The organism is Prosthecomicrobium pneumaticum (genome assembly GCF_014199915.1).
Classification (GTDB): domain Bacteria; phylum Pseudomonadota; class Alphaproteobacteria; order Rhizobiales; family Kaistiaceae; genus Prosthecomicrobium; species Prosthecomicrobium pneumaticum.
Window position 1 is genome coordinate 163,609 of sequence record NZ_JACHOO010000005.1, and the last position, 17,903, is coordinate 181,511.

The 17,903-nt window shown below is 70.4% G+C and carries 18 protein-coding genes; 10 read left to right on the forward strand and 8 right to left on the reverse strand.

Annotated elements, in window-relative coordinates:
* Positions 1-7: 7 nt before the first annotated feature.
* Entirely contained in the window at positions 8-1,195 is a 1,188-nt protein-coding gene (locus GGQ63_RS13015) for an MFS transporter (protein WP_183856512.1), read from the reverse strand.
* Between the two features lie 108 nt (positions 1,196-1,303).
* Here GGQ63_RS13015 and GGQ63_RS13020 point away from each other — a divergent pair, with 108 nt between their 5' ends.
* The gene (locus GGQ63_RS13020) at positions 1,304-1,657 is read left to right on the forward strand and encodes an ArsR/SmtB family transcription factor (protein ID WP_183856514.1); all 354 of its coding nucleotides are present in this window, start codon (positions 1,304-1,306) and stop codon (positions 1,655-1,657) included.
* Positions 1,658-1,725: 68 nt separating this feature from the next.
* On the forward strand, positions 1,726-2,982 hold the full coding sequence (locus GGQ63_RS13025; protein ID WP_183856516.1) for an aminopeptidase: 1,257 nt from the start codon (positions 1,726-1,728) through the stop codon (positions 2,980-2,982).
* 67 nt (positions 2,983-3,049) lie between these two features.
* Here the strand turns inward: GGQ63_RS13025 and kduD are convergent, their stop codons facing one another.
* The 7 genes from kduD to uxaC form a co-directional block, all read right to left on the reverse strand.
* A complete protein-coding gene (gene kduD, locus GGQ63_RS13030) occupies positions 3,050-3,808 on the reverse strand; it encodes a 2-dehydro-3-deoxy-D-gluconate 5-dehydrogenase KduD (protein WP_183856518.1) in 759 nt (252 codons plus the stop codon).
* Positions 3,805-4,653, reverse strand: coding sequence for a 5-dehydro-4-deoxy-D-glucuronate isomerase (gene kduI, locus GGQ63_RS13035; protein ID WP_183856520.1), 849 nt, complete (start codon positions 4,651-4,653; stop codon positions 3,805-3,807). Before kduI ends, kduD begins: the two co-directional genes overlap by 4 nt.
* Positions 4,654-4,664: 11 nt before the next feature.
* Positions 4,665-5,447: a FadR/GntR family transcriptional regulator gene (locus tag GGQ63_RS13040; protein ID WP_210308497.1), complete on the reverse strand. Its 783-nt coding sequence runs from the start codon at positions 5,445-5,447 to the stop codon at positions 4,665-4,667.
* A 12-nt stretch (positions 5,448-5,459) separates the two neighbouring features.
* Complete coding sequence (locus GGQ63_RS13045; protein WP_183856522.1) at positions 5,460-6,740, reverse strand: TRAP transporter large permease; 1,281 nt, start codon at positions 6,738-6,740, stop codon at positions 5,460-5,462.
* 1 nt (position 6,741) lies between these two features.
* Entirely contained in the window at positions 6,742-7,308 is a 567-nt protein-coding gene (locus GGQ63_RS13050) for a TRAP transporter small permease (protein WP_246429773.1), read from the reverse strand.
* Between the two features lie 83 nt (positions 7,309-7,391).
* On the reverse strand, positions 7,392-8,369 hold the full coding sequence (locus tag GGQ63_RS13055) for a TRAP transporter substrate-binding protein (RefSeq protein WP_183856524.1): 978 nt from the start codon (positions 8,367-8,369) through the stop codon (positions 7,392-7,394).
* Positions 8,370-8,407: 38 nt separating this feature from the next.
* A complete protein-coding gene (gene uxaC, locus GGQ63_RS13060; RefSeq protein ID WP_183856526.1) occupies positions 8,408-9,817 on the reverse strand; it encodes a glucuronate isomerase in 1,410 nt (469 codons plus the stop codon).
* A 159-nt stretch (positions 9,818-9,976) separates the two neighbouring features.
* On the opposite strand from uxaC, the gene GGQ63_RS13065 reads away from it, so the two are divergent.
* From GGQ63_RS13065 to GGQ63_RS13100, 8 genes are all read left to right on the forward strand, one after another.
* Positions 9,977-11,446, forward strand: coding sequence for a mannitol dehydrogenase family protein (locus GGQ63_RS13065; RefSeq protein ID WP_183856528.1), 1,470 nt, complete (start codon positions 9,977-9,979; stop codon positions 11,444-11,446).
* Between the two features lie 11 nt (positions 11,447-11,457).
* The gene (locus GGQ63_RS13070) at positions 11,458-12,486 is read left to right on the forward strand and encodes a Gfo/Idh/MocA family protein (protein ID WP_183856530.1); all 1,029 of its coding nucleotides are present in this window, start codon (positions 11,458-11,460) and stop codon (positions 12,484-12,486) included.
* A gap of 313 nt (positions 12,487-12,799) precedes the next feature.
* A complete protein-coding gene (locus GGQ63_RS13075) occupies positions 12,800-13,810 on the forward strand; it encodes an ABC transporter substrate-binding protein (protein ID WP_183856532.1) in 1,011 nt (336 codons plus the stop codon).
* Positions 13,811-13,878: 68 nt separating this feature from the next.
* The gene (locus GGQ63_RS13080) at positions 13,879-14,667 is read left to right on the forward strand and encodes an SDR family oxidoreductase (protein ID WP_183856534.1); all 789 of its coding nucleotides are present in this window, start codon (positions 13,879-13,881) and stop codon (positions 14,665-14,667) included.
* 82 nt (positions 14,668-14,749) lie between these two features.
* Positions 14,750-15,571, forward strand: a complete 822-nt coding sequence (locus GGQ63_RS13085; protein WP_183856536.1) for an ABC transporter ATP-binding protein — start codon at positions 14,750-14,752, stop codon at positions 15,569-15,571.
* A 2-nt stretch (positions 15,572-15,573) separates the two neighbouring features.
* Positions 15,574-16,392 (forward strand): ABC transporter permease, encoded by an 819-nt coding sequence (locus GGQ63_RS13090; protein WP_183856538.1) that lies wholly within the window; start codon positions 15,574-15,576, stop codon positions 16,390-16,392.
* A gap of 96 nt (positions 16,393-16,488) precedes the next feature.
* The gene (locus GGQ63_RS13095; protein WP_183856540.1) at positions 16,489-17,430 is read left to right on the forward strand and encodes a dihydrodipicolinate synthase family protein; all 942 of its coding nucleotides are present in this window, start codon (positions 16,489-16,491) and stop codon (positions 17,428-17,430) included.
* Positions 17,431-17,436: 6 nt separating this feature from the next.
* A complete protein-coding gene (locus GGQ63_RS13100) occupies positions 17,437-17,880 on the forward strand; it encodes a RidA family protein (protein WP_183856542.1) in 444 nt (147 codons plus the stop codon).
* Positions 17,881-17,903: the final 23 nt, after the last annotated feature.

Below are 17,903 nucleotides of genomic sequence, written 5' to 3' on the forward strand. Positions count from 1 at the left end.
CGTCGTCTCAGGCGACTTCGGCCGTCCGCGGGTCGACGACCCGGACCCGCTGCCGGGTGGCGAAGAGGAGAAAGAGCGCGGCCGCTTCGAACAGGGCCCCGATGAGGCCGACCGCCTCGACGGACGCGATGTCGATCGCGAAGGCCCCGGCGGCGGCGCCGAGCGCGGTGCCGAGATAGATCGCCGAGGAATTGAGCGACAGGGTGATCGCCGCCCGCTCCGGCGCGAGCGAGACGAGCCGCACCTGCTGGACCGAGGGGAAGGCCCAGCCGAACAGGCCCCAGACGAGGGTGAGCGCCGCCGCCGCCGCGAGCCCGGCCGTTCCCGGCGCCACCTCGACGATCACCGCGAGGCCGAGGAAGGCGACGATCAGCACGACGAGCACGAGGCCGAGGAAGCGCTGGCGGTCCCACCGGTCCGCGGCATAGCCGCCGAGCAGATTGCCGACCGCGCCGCCGAGCCCCATCAGGAAAAGGAAGGCGGCGACCGTCTCGCCCGAGGCGCCGAAGCCGGCGATCAGATAGGCGCCCATATAGGTGTTGACGGAGAAGGCGCCGGCGAGGGCGAGCACGGTGAGCGCGAGCACACGCAGCACGTCGGGCCGCCGCGCCACCGCGAACCGTTCGGCGAGGCCGACATGCGGCGGATTGGCGACCTTCGGCAGGGCGGCGGCGATGCCGGCGAGCGCGAGCGCAGCGAGACCGGCGACGACGACGAAGGTCGCCCGCCAGCCGTGCCGCTCCGCGAGCATGGTGCCGAGCGGGACGCCGATGACGATCGCCACCGTCATGCCGGCATAGACGATCGACAGCGCCCGGCCGCGCTTCTCGGGCGGCACCGCGAGCGCGGCATAGCCGCTCGCCGCCGGCATGAAGGTGGCGGCCGCGAGCGCCATCAGCACGCGTGACAGCGCGAGGAGCGCGTAGTTCGGGGAGAGGGCCGCGAGGAGGTTGGCGAGCGCGAAGGCGGCGAGCGCGCCGACGAGCAGCGGCTTGCGCGGCAGCGCCGCCGTCGCAACCGCCATCAGCGGCGCGCCGAAGGCATAGGTGAGCGCGAAGATGGTGACGAGATGGCCGGCGAGCGGGATCGACACGCCGAGATCGGCGGCCATCGCCGGCAGGATGCCGGCGATCATGAAGGCCTCGGTGCCGAGCGCGAAGGCGCCGAGGGAAAGCCAGATCAGCGAGCGCAGCATGGCATGTCCATGGGTTCAGGAGTTGTTGAACAATAGGAGCCGAAACGGCATCCGTCAATCAGTTCATCAACTCTTGAACTCCTGCATCCGGATCGCTAGCTTGGCACCATGGCCAAGGAACTCCACCATCCGACCCGCGAGCAGATCGACCTCTCCGCCGTCCTCGATGCGCTCAGCGATCCGATCCGCCGCCAGATCGTCGCGCGGCTGCGCCACACCGGCGAAGAGGCGTGCTCCTGCTTCGGCGAGTTCGCCTCGAAGACCAACCTCACCTATCACGCGGCGCGGCTGCGCGAGGCGGGCGTCACCCGCACGCGGATCGACGGGCCGCGGCGGATGATCTCGCTGCGCGCCGCCGATCTCGAGGCGCGCTTCCCGGGCCTGCTCGAGGCCATCGTCGCCGGCACCGAGGCCGAGACCGGACGGAGCGCACCGGCGCAGGCCGAGCCGGCAGAGGCCTGAGCGGCGGTTTGCAAGCCGCCGCCGCGGCGCTACATGAGGAGCGTCGCCGACCCGCCGAGGATGCTCCCATGACCACGCCCCCCGATGTCTCCGCCGCGATCGATCCGGACAAGCTCGACCGGCTGGCGGAGGTCGCGGTCAAGGTCGGCCTCAGGCTCGAGCGGGGCCAGGATCTCTTTCTCACCGCGCCGATCGCCGCGCTGCCGCTCGTCCGCCGGATCGCCGCGCATGCCTATGCGGCGGGAGCCGGCCTCGTCACGCCGCTCTTCTCCGACGAGGAGGTGACGCTCGCGCGCTATCGCCACGCTCCGGCCGAGAGTTTCGACCGCGCGCCGGCCTGGCTCTATGAGGGCGTCGCCAAGGCCTTCTCCGCCAACACGGCCCGGCTCGCCATCGTCGGCGACAATCCGATGCTCCTGTCGGGCGAGGACCCGCAAAAGGTGTCGCGCGCCAACAAGGCGAACGCCCTCGCCTATCAGCCGGCACTCGAGAAGATCGCCGGTTTCGACATCAACTGGAACATCGTCGCCTATCCCGGCACCGCCTGGGCGCGGCAGGTCTTCCCCGATCTCGGCGAGGCGGAGGCGGTCGGCAAGCTCGCCGAGGCGATCTTCGCCGCCTCGCGCGTCGACGTCGCCGATCCGGTCGGCGCCTGGGCGGCGCACAATGCCGAACTGAAGCGCCGCACGCAGTGGCTGAACGCGCAGCGCTTCGATGCGCTCCACTATGTCGGGCCGGGCACCGATCTCGTCATCGGTCTCGCCGACGATCACGAATGGCAGGGCGGCGCCTCGACGGCGAAGAACGGCATCACCTGCAATCCGAACATCCCGACCGAGGAGGTGTTCACCACGCCGCACGCCCGCCGCGTCGAGGGCCATGTCGCGAGTACGAAGCCGCTCTCCTATCAGGGCACGCTGATCGACGACATCGCGGTCCGCTTCGAAGGCGGCCGGATCGTCGAGGCGCGCGCGAGACGGGGCGAGGACGTGCTGCAGAAAGTGCTCGACACCGATGACGGCGCCCGCCGGCTCGGCGAGGTGGCCCTCGTGCCGCATTCCTCGCCGATCTCGAAGGGCGGCCTCCTCTTCTACAACACGCTGTTCGACGAGAACGCCGCCTGCCACATCGCGCTCGGCCAGTGCTATTCGAAGTGCTTCCTCGACGGCGCCTCGCTCTCGCCCGACGAAATCGCGGCGAAGGGCGGCAACAAGAGCCTCATCCACATCGACTGGATGATCGGCTCGGGGACGCTCGACATCGACGGACTGCGGCCCGACGGCAGCCGCGTGCCGGTGTTCCGCGCCGGCGAATGGGCCGCCTGAGGAAACACCGCGGCGCGCCGGACCGGCTTCCCGTGCCCGCCCCCGCGGAGACACGGGAAGCCGCCGCTCAGCGCGCGAGCCAGCCGCCGTCGACCGGCAGCACCGCGCCGTGCACATAGTCGGAGGCCGGCGCGAGCAGGAACACCGCCGCGCCGCCCATGTCCTCCGGCCGGCCCCAGCGCCCGGCCGGGATGCGGCCGAGAATCGCCGCGCTGCGGTCCGGATCGGCGCGCAGCGCCGCCGTATTGTTGCTCTCGACATAGCCGGGCGCGAGCGCGTTGACGTTGATGCCGTTGGCCGCCCATTCCCCGGCGAGAAGCCGCGTCAGGCCGACCACGCCGTGCTTCGACGCGGTGTAGGACGCGACCCGGATGCCGCCCTGGAAGGCGAGCACCGAGGCGATGTTGACGATCTTGCCCGGCCGGCGGGCGGCGATCGCGCTGCGGCCGAAGGCCTGGCAGAGCGTGAAGACCGTCTTCAGATTGGTATCGATCACCGCGTCCCAGTCCGTCTCGGTGAGATCGACCGCATCGGCGCGGCGAATGATGCCGGCATTGTTGACGAGTCCGTCGATCGGCCCTTCCGCCGTCTCGACCGCCTCGAACATCGCCCGTGCAGCGGCCGGATCGGCGAGGTCGCAGGCGACCGCCACGAAGATACCCCCCGCCGTATCGATCCGCTCCGCGGTCTCGTCCATCGCCGAGCGGCCGACGCCGATCACGGTTGCGCCGGCCGCCGCCACCGCGATCGCGATGCCCTGGCCGATGCCGGTATTGGCGCCGGTCACCATCACGCGGCGGCCGGCGAGGCTGAAGGGACCGGTCACCGCATCGTCTCCAGCGGCACCGGGTCCATGTCGGCATAGTCGACATTGTCGCCCGCCATCGCCCAGATGAAGGCGTAGCGCGCCGTGCCGCAGCCGGAATGGATCGACCAGGGCGGCGACAGCACCGCCTCCTCGTTCGCCATCACGATGTGGCGCGTCTCGGCCGGCTCGCCGAGGAAATGGAAGACGCGGGCGGCCGGGGCGAGGTCGAAATAGAGATAGACCTCCATCCGCCGGTCGTGGACATGCGCCGGCATGGTGTTCCATACCGAGCCGGGCGCGAGTTCGGTCAGGCCCACGACGAGCTGGCAGGTCGTCACGGTCTCCGGCCGAAGATAGTGGAAGATCGAGCGGGCGTTCGACGTCTCGGCGCTGCCGAGATCCCGGCGCGCCGCCTCGTCGGCGCGCACGACGCGGGTCGGATGGGTGGCGTGCGCCGGCGCGCTCAGGAGGTAGAACTTCGCCGGTGCCTCGTCGGAAGCAGAGGCGAAGGCGACCGCAGAACCCCGGCCGACATAGATCATGTCGCGCGAACCGAGCGGATGGGCCGTGCCGTCGACGGTCACGCTGCCGGCGCCGCCGATGTTGAGCGCGATCAGCTCGCGCCGGTCGAGGAAGGCCGCCGTGCCGGTCGGCCTGATCGGGGCGAGCGGAAGCGGCGCCGTGCCCGGCATCGCCCCGCCGACGATCATGCGGTCGTAATGGGTGTAGGTGAGCGCGACGCGGCCGGGCTCGAAGAGGCCGCCGATGCGGAAGGCGTCCCGCAGCGCGGCGCTCCCCATGGCGGCGGCGGTCGCCGGATCGACCGCATGGCGGATCGTGGTGCGGACGGCGTCCTCGGTCATCGGGGGGCTCCTCAGGTCGGACGTTCGCCGCGGCCGATGGCCGGGGCGGGATCGGGGGTGGCGTCGGGCGCGTGGAGCCGGGCGCTGTAACGCGCGAGGCTCCCGCCGAGATGGGCGCGCATGGCGGCGCGGGCGGCGTCCGGATCGCCGGCGGCGATCGCCCGCAGGATGGCGCGATGCTCGCGCTGCAGGCCTTCCTGATAGGCCCGGCTCAGGACGGCGTCGGTGCCCCAGGGCGAGGTGACGTCGCAGGGTATGGCCCGGCGGCCGAGCGCGTCGAGCACCTGGACGTAATAGGGATTGTTGGTGGCGACGGCGATCGCGCGGTGGAACTCGAAATCCGCCCGGCCGGTCGCCTCGCCGCGGGCGAGCAGCCGGTCGAACTCGATCACCGCCTCGTGGATCGCCGCCTCCTGCGCGGCGTTGCGGCGCTCGGCGGCGAGCGCGGCGCTCTCGATCTCGAGCCCCATCCGCACCTCGAGCACATTGAGCGCATGGGAGATCCGCGCGCCGCCCTCGAGGCCGATCGACTGGAAGGCCGCGGTGGCGCGCTCGCGCACGAAGACACCGACCCCCTGCCGCGCTTCGACCAGACCGTCGGCGGCGAGCGCGGCGATCGCCTCCCGCACCACCGTGCGGCTGACACCGAAGCTCGCCGAGAGCTGCGCCTCGCTCGGCAGCTTCTGGCCGGGCCGCGGCTCCCCGCCCGCAATCTGCCGGCGCAGCGTCGCGGTGAGCCGCTCGGCGAGCTTGGGCCTGCGGCCCGACAGGGCGATGGCGGGAGAATCGGCCAAGATGCATCGCTCCTAGCGGAACACGCCGGGCAGCCACAGCGAGAGCGCCGGCACATAGGTGACGAGCCCGAGCACGACGAGCCCGGCGCAGTAGAACGGCCAGATCGAACGCATCGCCTGCCAGACGGTGATCCGTCCGACCGCGCAGGCGACGAACTGCACGGCGCCGACCGGCGGCGTGTTGAGGCCGATGCCGAGATTGAGGATCATGATCACCCCGAAATGCACCGGATCGATGCCGTAGGCAGTGACCACCGGCAGGAAGATCGGCGTCGTGATGATGATCATCGGTCCCATGTCCATGAAGGTACCGAGCACGAGCATCAGCACGTTGAGCAGGAGGAGGATCACGAGCGGGTTCTGCGAGACGCCGTTCAGCCAGTCGACGAGCTGCGCCGGCACCCGCATATAGGCCATCAGCCAGGAGAAGGCGGCCGCGCAGCCGATGATCAGGAGCACCATCGCCGTGGTGCGCACCGCGCCGAGCGTCGCCGCGACGAAGCTCTTCCAGCCGAGCGAGCGGTAGACGAAGAGTGTGACGAGGAGCGCATAGAACACCGCGATGCAGGAGCTTTCGGTCGCGGTGAAGACGCCGGAGCGGACGCCGCCGAAGATGATGGCGATCAGCAGAAGGCCCGGCAGTGCCGCGAGCAGATGGCCCCCCACGCGGGCGAAGCCGGGGAAGACGCCCGTCGGATAGCCCCGCCGCCGCGCGACGACATAGGCGGTCACCATCAGCGCCGCGGCGAACAGAAGGCCCGGCACGATGCCGGCGGTGAAGAGATCGGCGATCGAGATCTTACCCCCCGCCGAGATCGAATAGATGATCATGTTGTGCGAGGGCGGCAGCAGCAGCGCGATCAGCGCCGCCATCGAGGTGACGTTGACGGCGTAGTCGGCGCCATAGCCGCGCGCCTTCATCTGCGGGATCATCAGCCCGCCGACGGCCGCCGCTTCCGCCACCGCCGAACCGGAGATGCCGCCGAACAGGGTCGACGCAGCGATGTTGACCTGGCCGAGCCCGCCGCGCAGATGGCCGACGAGCGCGCCCGCGAAAGCGACGATCCGCTGCGCGATGCCGCCGCGCACCATCAGGTCGCCGGCATAGATGAAAAAGGGCACGGCGAGCAGGGTGAAGACGCTCATCCCCGAATTGATCTGCTGGAACACGACGAGCGGCGGCAGGCCCATATAGAGCACGGTGGCGAAGCTCGCGACGCCGAGACAGAAGGCGATCGGCGTGCCGATCAGCATCAGGAGCGTGAAGCTGCCGAAGAGGATCCAGGCCGCCATGTCAGGCCCCTCCCGCCTGTTCGCGTTCGGTCGCGCCGGCCTCGGGTTCGGCATCGACATCGACGCCGGAGAAGCGCAGCACCAGCCGCTCGAGCGCGAACAGCGCGATCAGCGCGCCGCCGCCGACGAGCGGCAGGTAGCGGATGCCCTCCGGCACGCCGAGCGCCGGCAGCCGCGCCGCCCATTGCAGCCGGACGAGCTGGATGCCGTAGACGACCATGCCGACCGCGAAGGCGAGCACGACGAGGTCCGACACGGCGCGCAGATATTTCTTGGCGCCCGGCGGCAGCGCATAGAGCAGCACGTCGAAGCCGAGATGATAGTTCTCGCGCACCCCGACCGCCGCGCCGAGGAAGATGAACCAGCTCATGGTGATCACCGCGGTGATCTCGGTCCAGCTGTTCGACCAGTTGAGCACGTAGCGGCAGAACACCTGCCAGAACACGATCGCCGTCATCGCAACGAGGCCGACCCCGGCGAGATGGAGAGCCGCGTCGCAGAGGGTCCCGAGCGCACGGACCGCAGGGGCGCGCGCCGGCGGGGATCCGGCATCGGATGTCTTCGGCAAGTTCGACGCTCCTCGAACGGTCGGCGGACGCGGGATCGCAGGCGGATGGCGGCGCGGGCGCCGCCATCCTCGGAGAGCGGCCGCTATTCGACGGCGCGGATCCGCTCGACCAAGGCCTTCAGCGCCGGGTCGGTGACGTGCTTGGCATAGACCGGCTCCATCGCGGCGATGAAGGCGGCCTTGTCGGGGGTGGTGATCGTCGAGCCGGATGCCTCGACCGCGGCGCGCGACTTGGCGACCTGGGCGTCCCACAGCTCCCACTGCCTGGCGACGCTGTCCTTCGCGGCCTGGCGGACGACCGCCTGATCCTCCGGCGACAGGCGGTCGAAGGAGAGCTTCGACATGACGAGCACTTCAGGCACGATCAGATGTTCGTCGAGCGCGTAATATTTCGCGACCTCGGCGTGCTTCGCCGTGTCGTAGCTCGGGAAATTGTTCTCCGCGCCGTCGATCACGCCGGTCTCGAGGCCGGAATAGACCTCGCCATAGGGCATCGGCGTCGCCGAGGCGCCGAGCGCGGCGACCATGTCGACGAAGATGTCCGACTGCATGACGCGGAACTTCATGCCCTCGAGGTCGGCGGCCGCGGCGATCGGCTTCTTCGTGTTGTAGAAGGAACGGGCGCCACCGTCATAGAAGGCGAGACCGACGACGCCGTGCGGCTCGAAGGCGGCGAGGATCTCGTCGCCGATCGGGCCGTTCATCACCGTGCGGGCGTGCTCGACCGAGCGGAAGATGTAGGGCAGCGACGGCACCGTGGTCGCCGGGATCAGCCCGTTCCACGGGCCGAGCGAGGTGCGGTTGAGGTCGATCACCCCGGTGCGCACCTGCTCGATCGTATCGGCCTCCTGGCCGAGCTGGGCGGAGTGGTAGACCTCCACCGTATAGCGTCCCTCGGTCCGCTCCTTGACGAGCTCACCGAAATACTTGACCGCCTCGACGGTCGGATAGCCGTCGGGATGGGTGTCCGACGACCGCAGAACGGTCTGCGCGCCGGCGGTGCCAGCGGCGAGCAACAGGGCCAGCGCGGTCGCGGCGGCCCGTTTGGTGAACGGCAACATGGTCTCTCCTCCCCATTTGCACACGGGCTTGTCGCCCCTCAGAGCCGATACGCCTCCTTCGCCAGCGTATAGGCGAGCTCATGCGCCAGCTCGTGAGCCTCGTCCTCCCTGAGGCGGTGTTCCGCGACGAGGCGCGCGAGAAAGGCGCAGTCGACCCGCCGGGCGATGTCGTGCCGGGCGGGAATGGACGGAAAGGCGCGGGTGTCGTCATTGAAGCCGACCGTGTTGTAGAAGCCGGCGGTCTCCGTCGTCATCTCGCGGAAGCGGCGCATGCCCTCGGCGCTGTCGTGGAACCACCAGGCCGGGCCGAGCTTCAGCGCCGGATAGACCCCGGCGAGCGGCGCCAACTCACGGGCATAGCTGCTCTCGTCGAGCGTGAAGAGGATGACGCCGAGCGTCGGCTCGAGCCCGACCGCGTCGAGCAGCGGCTTCAGCGCGGCGACGTAATCCGTGCGGGTCGGGATGTCGAACCCCTTGTCGCGGCCGAACCGGGCGAGCATCGCCGGCGAATGGTTCCGCCAGGACCCGGGATGGATCTGCAGGACGAGCCCGTCATCGAGGCTCATTTTCGCCATCTCGGTCAGCATCTGGGCGCGGAAGCGCGCCCGCTCCCCTGCATCCGCGCGACCCGTGCGGACCCTGTCGAACAGCGCCGCCGCCTCGTCCCCGGCGAGGTTCTCGGTCGCGGCGGTGGGATGGCCGTGGTCCGAGGAGGTGGCGCCGAAGCTCCTGAAGAACGCCCGGCGGGCGCGGTGGGCGTCGAGATAGCCCTGCCAGAGGCCGGTATCGCAACCGGTCAGTTCGCCGAGCCGGTCGAGATTGCCGGCAAACCCCTCGAAATCGGGATCGACCACCGCGTCCGGCCGGTAGGCGGTGACGACCCGTCCGGTCCAGCCGCTCTCGCGGATCATCCGGTGCCAGCGGAGATCGTCGAGCGCCCCTTCCGTTGTCGCGATCACCTCGATGTTGAAGCGCTCGAAGAGCGCGCGCGGTCTGAACTCCGGTTCGGCGAGGCGTTCCGCGACGGTGTCGTAGGCGGCATCGGCGGTCTCCGGGGAGAGCGGCGCCGCGACGCCGAAGAGCGTGCCGAGCACATAATCCATCCACAGCCGGGTCGGCGTGCCGCGGAAGAGCCGGTAGTGCCGCGCGAAGAGCCGCCAGATCGCCCGCCCGTCGGTCTCGACCGGCGCGCCGTCGCGGCGCGGCACGCCGAGCGCCTCGAGCGGCACGCCCTGACTGAACAGCATCCGGAAGATATAGTGGTCCGGCACGATCAGAAGTTGCGCCGGATCGGGAAACGGCTCGTTCAGCGCATACCAGCGCGGATCGGTGTGGCCGTGCGGGCTGACGATCGGCATATGCGCGACCGCGCCGTAGAGCGCGCGGGCGAGGCCGCGCATGGCGGGCTCGGCCGGAAACAGAACGTCGCGGTCGACGAGTGCGGTCACGCTGTGCCACTCCTCCATGGCAACCCGAGGGTGAGGCGAAGGCTCGGGCCTGTCAACAGACAACTTCGTCTAGCTTGTATGATGACTGGTTTGCACGCGGCGTCCACCCGGTGTAGGGAGGAGGGGCCGCGGGCGAGGGCGGCAAGGGAGGATGCGGCCATGAGCGGTCGGACCGGGCTTTCGAACGCCACGCTCGGCGCGGCGAAGGCCGTTCGCCCGGCCTATGACCGGAGTGCGGTGACGGCCGGCATCGTCCATCTCGGCGTCGGCGCCTTCCACCGCGCGCATCAGGCGGTCTATGTCGACGAATGCCTCGCCGCCGGCGAGACGGGCTGGGGCATCACCGCCGTGTCGCTGCGCAGCCCGGCGACGCGCGACGCACTGGCCCCGCAGGACGGGCTCTATACCCTCGCCGTGCAGGACGCCTCGGGCGAGGCGCTGCGCGTCATCGGGTCGATCGGCGCGCTGCTCGTCGCGCCGGAGGATCCGGCCGCCCTGCTTGGTCGCCTTGCCGATCCGGCGACCCGCATCGTCACCCTGACCGTCACCGAGAAGGCGTATCTGCGCGGTGCGGGCGGCGATCTCGATCTCGGCCATGCCGACATCGCCTGGGATCTCGCTCATCCGGAAGCGCCGCGCACCGTGCACGGCTTCCTCGTCGGCGCCCTCGCGGCGCGGCGCGCGGCCGGCGTGCCGCCCTTCACCGTGCTCTGCTGCGACAATCTCCCCTCGAATGGCGAAACGGTGCGGCGGCTCGTGCTGCAATTCGCGAAGGCGCGCGATTCCGTCCTCGCCGCGGCACTCGCCGAGACGGTCGCCTTCCCCTCCACCATGGTCGACCGGATCGTGCCGGCGACCACCGACGAGGATCGCGCCCGCATCGCCGCGTCGCTCGGCCTCGACGACGCCTGGCCGGTCAAGGCCGAGCCGTTCCGGCAATGGGTGGTCGAGGACCGGTTCACGCTCGGCCGGCCGGCCTGGGAACACTTCGGCGTCACCATGGTCGCCGATGTCCGGCCTTACGAGGAGATGAAGCTCAGGCTCCTCAACGGCGCCCATTCGGGCCTCTCCTATCTCGGCCTGCTCGCCGGTCGGGCGAGCGTCTCCGCGGCCTTCGGCGACCCGGCGATCCGCCGTTTCGTCGACGGGCTGTGGGACGAGGCGATTCCGAGCCTGCCGGCGGACGCCGGGCTCGATCCGCAGGCCTATGTCGGCGCACTCGCCGAGCGCTTCTCCAACCCGGCGCTCGTCCATCGCACCGCCCAGATCGCCAATGACGGCAGCCAGAAACTGCCGCAGCGCGTGCTCGCCTCGGCCCGCGCCGCCGTCGAGGCGGGCCGGCCGGCGCGCCATCTGACGCTCGCCGTCGCCGCCTGGATCGCCGCCTGTGCCGCCCGCGGCCGCAGCCTGCCGGCCGGGCATTTCACCGATCCGCTCGATGCCCCGCTCGACGCGATCCTCGCCGGCGATCCGCCCGCCGAGGCGGCGGTCGCCGCGGTCTTCGCCGCGGCGGGTTTCGATGCGGTGCTCGGCCCGACGCGCGACCCGCTCACCGCGCTCACCGCGCAGCATCTCACGATCCTGCGGACCGAGGACGCCGCGGCGGCGATCGCTGCCGCGGCAGGCTGAAGGAGCCGGCGATGGCACGCATCGGTATCGGCGTCGTCGGGCTCGGCATGGCCTCGACACCGCACGCGCTGAGCCTCGCCGATCTTTCCGACCGCGCCGAGGTCGTCGCGGCCTACAGTCCGTCCGCGGCGCGGCGTGCCGCCTTCGCCGCACGCTTCCCCCTGCCGCTCGCCACCTCGCTCGACGCGGTGCTCGGCGATCCGCGTATCGCCGCCCTCCTCGTCCTCACCCCGCCCAGCAGCCATGGCGAACTGGTCGCGGCGGCGGCCGCGGCCGGCAAGCACGTGCTGCTCGAAAAGCCGCTCGAGACGACGACCGCCCGCGCCCTGACGATGGTCGAGACCGCGGAGGCCGCCGGCATCACCCTCGCCATCTGCCTGCAGCACCGCTTCCGCCCGGTCGCGGAGGCGCTCGGCGCGATCGTCGCCGAAGGACGGCTCGGCACGCTCGTCTCCGCCTCGGCCCGGCTCTCCAACTGGCGGCCGCAGAGCTATTACGACGAACCCGGCCGCGGCACCCGGGCCCGCGACGGCGGCGGCGTCCTGCTGACCCAGGGCATCCACACGCTCGACCTGCTGATCGCCCTCGCCGGCCCGCCGGTCGAGGCGATCGCCTATGCGACGACGACGCCGGTCCATCAGATGGAGACCGAGGATCTCGTCGCCGGCGCTGTGCGCTTCGGCAATGGCGCGCTCGGCACGGTCGCCGCGACGACCTGCGCCTATCCCGGCGCACCGGACGCGATCGAACTGATCGGCACGCAGGGCACCGCCCGGATCGAGGGGGCGAGCCTCGTCGCGGCCTTCCACGACGGCAGCACCGTGCAGATCGAGGATGGCGGCCCGGGCGGCGGCGCCGGCGCCGACCCGATGGCCTTCCCACACCAGCACCACAGGGCCGTGCTCGCCGATTTCCTCGACGCGGTCGAGACGGGTCGGCCGCCGCGCGTCTCCGGCCGCACCGCGCTCGCCGTGCACCGCCTGATCGACGCGCTGCTGCGCTCGGCCGAGACGGGCCGGGGCGAGCCGATCGAGGGCTGATCCGGCCTCTCCCCTCCTGCCCGTTCCAGCGAAGCGCCGCGCTCGCATCGCGTAGCCGGCGCGATCGCTCGCGCGTCCCGTCGCTCTGTTTCGGTTTCCGCATCCGGCTGCCGCCGGCGCGATGGGCGCCTGCGCAGGCGGCCCCATCCCTGCAAGACGTACGGCCGAATCCTCGTTTTGCACGCAATCCCGCTCGAAACCGCGCCAGATCGCTCATGACTTAGGCACAGTATGCCGGTGCGCAGCAAAGCGGCATTTCATTGACAGTGATATTCCCTTGGCATACCATCTGAATTCCAGAAGGGAACTGGGCATGAGGGAACAGATGAATCGCGTTTTCAGGAGTGTCGCCGCGCCGCTCTTCGGCCTCGCCGTCGCCGCAGCGCTCGCCGCGCCGACCATGGCGGCCGAGGCCGAGAAGGTCAGCGTGCGGCTCGCTTTCACCGCCGGCGGCATCGATGCGCCGATCTTCGTCGCGGCCGGCAAGGGCTATTTCGCCGCCGAGGGCCTCGACGTGACGATCGTCGACGGTGACGGCAGCACCGGCACCATCCAGGCGGTCGGCAACGGCTCGTTCAACATCGGCATTGCCGGCCTCGGCGCACTCGCCCAGGCCTCGGCGACCGCCGGCTTCGACATCATCACGGCGGTCGCCGGCCTCGTCCAGAAGGACCCGTCGTCGATCATCGCGCTGAAGGGCTCCGGCATCACCAAGCCGAAGGACATCGAGGGCAAGCGCTTCGCGACCGAGGCGGGCAATCTCTCCGACGGCATGATCACCGCTTTCGCCGAAGCGAACGGCATCGACATGAACACGGTGAAGATCATCGTCACCGACGCCTATCAGCAGGCGCTCCTGAAGGGCGATGCCGATTTCATCAATGGCTGGGCCAATCCGGACGGCGACCACATCGCCGCCCACGCGCCGATCGAGGAGCCGATCCTCTTCGCCGACCACGGCGTCAACATCCTCGGCTCGAGCGTCATCGTGCGGAAGGATTATCTCGCCGGCCACGAGGCGGTGGTCCGCGGCTTCCTGAAGGCGCTCACCAAGGCGCATGACGACGTGCTCGCCGACCCGGCCGAGGCGCTCAAATACTTCATGCAGTATCGGCCGGACTTCAACGCCGAAGCGATCGCCGGCGAGATCAAGGTGATGGAGAAATACCGCAAGACGGCGCGGACGATCGACAAGCCGTTCGGCTATGTCGATGCCGAGGATCTCTCCCAGACCATTTCTCTTCTGGAGAAATACAGCGGCATGCCGAAGGGCTTCGTGAAGCCCGAGATGATCTATACCGGCGCCTACCTGCCGACGCCCTGACCGGCAAGCGCAAACGAAGGGCGCCGCGCGAGCCACGGCGCCCGCTCCATCAGCCTCGGAAGACGATCATGGATCTCGGTCTCGCCGGCAGGACGGCGCTGGTGCTCGGCGGCAGCCAGGGGCTCGGCCTCGGCGTGGCGCGCGCCTTGCTGGAGGAAGGCGCAGAGGTGGCGATCGCCTCGCGCTCGCTCGAAGGATTGTCGGCGGCCCGCGCCGGCCTCGCCGAGGCGCTGCGGCCGCGCTGCCGGCTCGTCGTCGCCGATCTCGGCGCGCCGGGGGCGGGCGAGACGATCGCCGCCGCGGCGCGACAGGAGGTGGGTGAGATCGACATTCTCGTCAACAACAGCGGCGGCCCGCCGACCGGCCTGCCGAGCGGCGTCTCGCCGGCGGAGATGCAGGCGCAGTTCGGCAGGATGGTCGAGCCGCTGATCGCGCTCACGCTGGCGCTCCTGCCCGGAATGCGGGCGCGCCGCTTCGGCCGCATCCTCACCATCGCCTCGAGCGGGGTCGTCCAGCCGATCCCGCACCTGCCGATCTCGAACAGCCTGCGCAGCGCGCTGGTCGGCTTCATGAAGACGCTCGCCGGCGAGGTGGCGAAGGACGGCGTGACCGTCAACGTGCTCGCCCCCGGCCGCATCGCCACCGACCGCACCCGCACGCTCGACGCTGCGGCTGCCGTCCGCTCCGGCCGGTCGGAAGCCGAGGTGGCGAAAGAATCCGCCGCCGGCATTCCGGCCGGCCGCTACGGCACCGTCGAGGAGTTCGGCGCCGTCGCGGCCTTCCTCGCGGGGCGCGGCGCCAGCTACGTCACCGGCTCGGTCATCCGGGTCGATGGCGGGGCGATCCGGTCGATCTGAGCCGGCGCCCGGAAGCGCGGCACGGCCGCGACAAGAAGACGATTCGGCCGAGGCCGAGGGAACGAGGGTGAACGACATGTCCATGGCCAACGCCGTCCCATCTCCAGCGACCGCCGTCCCGGACCCGGCACACATCGCGATCGCCGGCGTCTCGAAGACGTTCAGGAGCCGCACGGGCGAGGTGCACGCCCTCAAGGACATCCATCTCGACATCCGCCGCGGCGAGTTCGTCTCGGTGCTCGGGCCGTCGGGCTGCGGCAAGAGCACGCTGATGATGCTCGTCTCCGGCCTCGTGCCGGCGAGCCGCGGCACGATCACCGTCGGCGACAAGACGATCGACCGGCCGAACGCCGATGTCGGCATCGTCTTCCAGCAGGACGTGCTGCTCGGCTGGCGGAGCGCCCTGCAGAACGTCATGATGCAGGCGGAGATCCGCAAGACGGACCTCGAGGCGGCCCGCGAGCGGGCCCGCCAGCTCCTCAAGATGGTGTCGCTCGAGGGCTTCGAGGACGCCTATCCGAAGGAGCTCTCCGGCGGCATGCGCCAGCGCGTCTCGATCTGCCGCGCCCTCCTCCACAAGCCGCCGCTCCTTCTGATGGACGAGCCCTTCGGCGCGCTCGACGCGATGACCCGCGACCAGCTGCAGCTCGACCTGATGCGGCTCTGCGCCGACAACGAGATGACCGTCTTCTTCATCACCCACTCGATCACCGAGGCGGTGTTCCTCTCGGACCGGGTGGTGGTGATGTCGCCGCGGCCGGGTCGCATCGAGCGGATCCTCGAGATCGACCTGCCGCGCCCGCGCCGCCTGGCGATGCGGGAGGACACCAAGTTCACCCACTACACGCGCGAGCTGACCGACATCTTCCGCGGACTCGGCGTGCTGCGCGAGGAGGAGGTCTGACCATGGCCGCGATCACCGAAGCGGGCGCCGACGCCCGCCCCAAATCGCCGCTCCGCTTCCTGTCGGCGGTGTCGCCGGCGATCTGGACGCTCATTGCGCTGGTGATCTTCTGGGAGATCGCCGTCCGGGTGACGAAGACGCCGGTCTTCATCCTGCCGGCGCCGTCCCGCATCGCCGAGGTGTTCGCCGCCACCTGGCCGCGGCTGATGATCAATGCCGGCCTCACCCTCTCCGAGGTGCTGATCGGCTTCTCCTGCGCGGTCGCGATCGGCGTGCCGCTCGCCGTGCTGATCACCTATTCCCGCCTCGCGGAACGCTGCGTCTATCCGCTCATCGTCGCCTCCCAGACGATTCCGAAGGTCGCGATCGCGCCGCTGATGCTCGCCTGGTTCGGCTATGGCCTGACGCCGAAGGTGGTCATCGTCATCCTGCTCTCCTTCTTCCCGATCGTCATCAATGCGGTGGTCGGCCTCAAATCCTCGACCGCCGAGATGCTCTATCTCGCGCAGTCGATGGGAGCCTCGGGCTGGCAGACCTTCTGGAAATTCCGCCTGCCGCAGGCCCTGCCGAACATCTTCGCAGGGCTCAAGCTCGCCACCGTGCTGTCGGTGATCGGCGCGGTCGTCGCCGAGTTCATCGGCGCCGACCAGGGTCTCGGCTATCTGATCGTCGTCGCCGGCGCGAGCTTCGACATCGCCCGCCAGTTCGCCGCGATCATCATGATCTCGGCGATCGGCATGGTGTTCTTCGCCGTCATCGAGCTCGCCGAACGGATCGTCGTGCCCTGGCGCGACACCAACACCATCCACGCCGAGGCCTGAGGCACTCGATCGGAGGGGCCGGCCGCCGCTGCGGCCGCGCCCCTGCCCCGAACCAGAAGCCGGCGCGATGCCCGGCCGCACAATCGAGGAAATCCCATGTCCGTCCGCATCGACGAGACCGCCTCCGGCGTCTACGTCATCGCCGTCACGCCCTTCACCGAGACGGGCGCCCTCGACGAGGCGAGCATCGACCGCGTCACCGATTTCTATCTGGAGAAGGGTGTTTCCGGCCTCACCATCCTCGGCATGATGGGCGAGTCGCACAAGCTTTCCTCCGAGGAGAGCCGGGCGACGATGCGGCGCTATCTGAAGCGCGTCGACGGCCGGGTGCCGGTGGTGGTCGGCGTCTCGGCGCCGGGCACCGACCCGCTCGTCGCGTTTGCGCGCGAGGCGATGGACGAGGGTGCGGCCGGCGTCATGGTGGCGCCCGTGCCGACGGTGCGCACCGAGGAACAGATCCACGGCTATTTCGCCGGCGTGCTCGACCGGCTCGGCGACATCCCGGTCGTCGTCCAGGACTATCCGCTGACGACCGGGGTCAACATCTCGGTGGCGACCCTGCTCCGCCTCTTCGAGGCCTATCCCTCGATCGTCATGCTGAAGCACGAGGACTGCCCCGGCCATGCGAAGCTCGGCCGGATCCGCAATGCGCCCGGCCGGCGCCTGTCGATCCTGGTCGGCAATGGCGGCCTCTATCTGCCGCAGGAGATGCGGCGCGGCGCCGACGGCGCGATGACGGGCTTCGCCTATCCCGAAATGCTCGTCGAGGTCTGCGCCCTGTTCGCGAAGGGCGAGGCGGAGCGCGCCGAGGACCTTTTCGATCTCTATCTGCCGCTGCTCCGCCACGAAGCGCAGCCCGGCATCGGCATCGCGCTGCGCAAGGAGACGCTCCGCCGCCGCGGCGCGATCGGCTCGGCGCATGTCCGCCATCCCGGACCGAAGCTCGGACCCGACGATCACGCCGAGCTCGGCCAGTTGATCGCCCGGCTGGAGCGGCGCCTTTCCGCCGGCCGGACGATGCGCGCAGCGGCGGGCTGAGCCGCCATGCCTCCGGCCGGCTTCGTCCTGCCGCCGCCGCCCCGCGCCGCCGGCTTCTATCGCCCGGTCGTGGTGGCGAACGGCTTCGCCTTCCTGTCGGGCTTCGGCCCGCGCGCCGCTGATGGCGGTCCGGTCGCCGGCATCGTCGGCGGCGACATGACGGTCGAGACGGCACGGGCGCATGCCCGCGAGGTCGGCCTCCTGATGCTCGCCGCGCTCGTCGATACGCTCGGCACGCTCGACCGGATCCGCCAGGTGATGAAGGTGACCGGTATGATCAACGCGGCGCCGGGCTTCGGCCTGCATCCGCGCGTGCTCGACGGCTGTTCGGAGGTGCTCGTCGAGGCGCTCGGGTCGCGCGGCGAACACGCCCGGGCGGCCTATGGCGTGGCCTCGCTGCCCTTCGGCACTCCGCTCTCGATCGAGGCCGTCTGCCTGGTGGCGGACTAGCGCGCGGCGCCCTCGGGCACGTG